The following is a 3,345-nucleotide window of genomic DNA, read 5'->3' as shown; positions in this document are numbered from 1 at the left end:
TATGTCCTTCGGGGCATTATTTTTTCTTATGAACAATATTTTTTAATTTTTGTTATTCCCAAGATAAATCACCTGAAAAACTTCAGGTATTAAATAGTCTATGTATAAAAGCCTAACAGAGTAATAAATATATGAGCACTTCAAGCTTATTAATTAGGAACTTTGATTTTAAAATCTTTATGTAACCAAGCCATTTATAATTTAACCCCAAATTATAACTTTTTCCCTAAATGATTCATTTTCAAAATAAAGACAAAAAGTACCGGACTCATCAGTACCCAGAGCGCAACGAAGCTAATACTCTCACTAAACTGTGTACTTAAGAGCAACATCACCATACATAAAATAGTACCTGACGTGAGTTTAACCAAGACTGGAAATGCCGAAAGTAGGGCATATCTGGAGGTTCTGGTTTTGATGATCTGTTTTTCACTGACGGTATAAAAACCAAAACAGGCCAGCCAGAGAAGCCCGATTACTGTAATCCATATCATGATGAAGATCCTTGCTGCACAGTTTTGAGTTTGGTCTGGATTTTACGGACCGCCTTTTGCTGAATAGGGTGAATATTCTGGTGTAAAAAGTAAGCAAGCAGTGCCAATAGCCAGAGCATCAAATCAATACGTAAAAATGGCCAGTAGCTTTTAAACGAATCAATATCGTGTTGCGAAACCAGATAATATATATCAATCAGCGGAAGCATAAACGCAGCCCCAATCAGGATTTTGAGCTGGGTTTTCCATAAATACTGCTGTGGTGTTAAACAGGCCAGCATGAAACTGCCAATCCAGATACTGAAAAAACTATAAATTTCATAATTCGGTGCACCTGCAGGGATGCTGACAAAACGATTGGCATAGAGATAGCCGAGCATGGCCAGCGGAAGGCCAAGGATCATGCTGATATTTAAACGGTTAACCAGATAGTATCCCAGATGAAAACGTGCGGATTTTTTCTGCATCTGACGTTTCAGGCTCCAGAGCAGTAAACCGGATGCAATCATGGCGCAACCTAAGAGGCCGGAAAAAAATAGAGCCAACCGTAACACAGGGTCAGCAAACCGCGCCATATGCAAGCCATACACGCCGGCATTTAAAGTGGCAATTGCACTGTCATTACGTGTGTTTTTTAGCAGTTTACCTGTGGCGGCATTGAATGTGAGTTGAGCCTGATTTCGGGTAATAGAATGATCTTTCAGTTCCGTGAAGGTGATTTGAGCCAGTTGGGTATTGGGCTGTTTAACGGTAATGCTCTCAAATTCAGTCTGTCCCCAATGCTGCTGTACCGTTGTAGTAAAATGCTGAACAGGCAGCATGTTGCTTTTGACAGGCGCAGTAGAAATAGCTGATCCCTTTACAGTCTGGATATCTTCAAAATATTGAAAAGGATGTTCGGGATATAACTTTTTCATCCCAGACGGCAGGATGATATAAAAGAAAATCGCCAATCCGGTAAAGGTAATAGTCAGGAAAAAGGGAAGAGCAATTACCGAACTGACATTATGAAAATCCAGATAGGATCGTTGTCCTTTAAAGACTCTTAAGGTAAAAAAGTCGGTCAGGATTTTTTTGTGGGTAATGATTCCTGAAATCAGGGTGATCAGCATGATGAATGCCGCAATAGTCACAATCAGACGCCCGATGGTGTAGGGCAGACCATACAGTTGAAAATGAAAATTATAGAAAAAATCTCCGCCCTGTGTCGCCGAAAGGGTTAATTCACGACCTGTCGAGGCATCTAGAGTTTTCATTTCATAGTCGCCATTGGGTGTTTGCCAGTAGATTTTATTGACCGGCGCGGCGGGATGGGCGACGCCAATATACCAGTGCTGCGCATCTGCTGCATGTTGCTGTAAATATTGGTAGGCCGTTTTGACCGCGGTGTCCTGATTTACCTGCATTGAGGCAAATTGTGGCTGCATCCACATGGTAATTTCATGGCGATAATAGGTCACTGCACCGGTTAAAAAGATCGCGAAAAGCAGCCAGCCAAAGCTTAAACCCAGCCATGAATGCAGCCATGCCATAGATTGACGGACAGATTTATGCATGATTTAACCTGTGAAGCGCGAGAGAATAAACAAGAGGATGATGGAGACCAAGCCATATACAGAAAGCTTTTTTAAACTTTGAATACAGAAGGTTCCAATCACGAAGCAAATATAAAAAATCAGTGCAGTAAAGGCCGCCAGATAGACCGATTCGGCTTTGGGGAAATAGGCTTGTAAAAAATAAGCCAGATCGCGTGCTATCAGGTCACTGCCTAGATAGCCCATCCCAAAGCATATCCCTAAGCGATACAGGACAGCGAAGGGCTGAATCACAGAAATCGAAATCATAGAGGACCTTTAGCTGCATCCAGACAAAAAATAAGCTGGCTTAATGCACAAAGCTGAGCGTGGTGACAAAATATTGTTTTTTATAGGTTTGCTGATTAAAGGTGCCTGCTTGATCTAATTCTTTTGCCACTTCAAGCATGTACTGACCTTTCCATGGCGTAGCAACCGTAATTTGTCCCTGGCTATTGGTGGTGTATTTTTTCAGCCAATACTGAGGAGAAAAGACGGTAACCTCCAGATCAGCCGCGGGCTTGCCTTGATACAGCACGGTAAAGGTATTGCTGTTGCGTTGGGCGGGGATAATATCCAGCTCGGATTCGGCTTTCAGATTCTGTCGTCCGGCTTTAGCATGGTAGCTCAGTAAAGATTCACCATAGATCAGTTCATGGCTGAGTTTTACATCAGCCTGATCTTGCGTGGCATAGACCAGATGATCCTGCTGAAGCTGAGGACTGAAGATTTTTTTGGCCTGAACCACTTTAGCTTGATTGAATGACTTTAAGGCACCTTCCTGAGTTTCTTTCAGCTGTTCACTGTATTCACCAAAGAAGGCATAGGTTTGAGCATTTGGGCCACGTTCAAGCCACAGCATATGCGCTTGAGCAGACAAGCTCATCGACAAGCCCATTGTCAACGCTATCATTTTTTTCATGTGTTTTTACCTGTTTTTAAATAAAAGGATTGGTCCTGAAAAAGTTTTAAGGCCAAGGGAGTAATCAATATTTGAATTTCACCGCAACGCTATAATTTGCGGGAGCACCATAAAAGCCTTGCTGGTTCGGGAAATTGAACAGGTATTTTTCATTGGTCAGATTATTTCCATTGGCCTGCAGGGTGATATGTTCATTCAGCTCATAACTGGCCATCAGATTGACCAGTGCATACGCATCCTGTTCAATCACGCCCGCTTGCTGGGTCACGCCATTTGTGGTCGTTTCAGGTACTTCCAGATAGGTTTTATCCTGCCACTGCAGCCCAAGGCCCAGTTTGAGTTTTGGAATTTGCGG

At 42.6% G+C, this 3,345-nt stretch carries 5 protein-coding genes; all 5 read right to left on the bottom strand.

Features of this window, described 5'->3' with window-relative positions:
- Positions 1–212: 212 nt before the first annotated feature.
- Complete coding sequence (locus VF685_RS13945; RefSeq protein WP_075166735.1) at positions 213–494, bottom strand: hypothetical protein; 282 nt, start codon at positions 492–494, stop codon at positions 213–215.
- Entirely contained in the window at positions 491–2,050 is a 1,560-nt protein-coding gene (locus tag VF685_RS13940) for a PepSY-associated TM helix domain-containing protein (protein WP_286384747.1), read from the bottom strand. The genes VF685_RS13945 and VF685_RS13940 overlap by 4 nt, the downstream gene beginning before the upstream one ends.
- 3 nt (positions 2,051–2,053) lie before the next feature.
- Positions 2,054–2,338 (bottom strand): hypothetical protein, encoded by a 285-nt coding sequence (locus VF685_RS13935; protein WP_168405989.1) that lies wholly within the window; start codon positions 2,336–2,338, stop codon positions 2,054–2,056.
- 40 nt (positions 2,339–2,378) lie between these two features.
- A complete protein-coding gene (locus VF685_RS13930; protein WP_286384748.1) occupies positions 2,379–2,990 on the bottom strand; it encodes a DUF4198 domain-containing protein in 612 nt (203 codons plus the stop codon).
- Positions 2,991–3,054: 64 nt separating this feature from the next.
- Positions 3,055–3,345: TonB-dependent receptor domain-containing protein (locus VF685_RS13925; RefSeq protein WP_440203679.1), on the bottom strand; the 291-nt coding region annotated here is incomplete at its 5' end.

The sequence above is a fragment of the Acinetobacter sp. Brlt_5 genome (genome assembly GCF_051949055.1).
Taxonomy (GTDB): Bacteria; Pseudomonadota; Gammaproteobacteria; order Pseudomonadales; family Moraxellaceae; genus Acinetobacter; species Acinetobacter indicus.
Note: the sequence above shows the minus strand (reverse complement) of the source record. Positions and strands in the feature narration are given on the sequence as shown.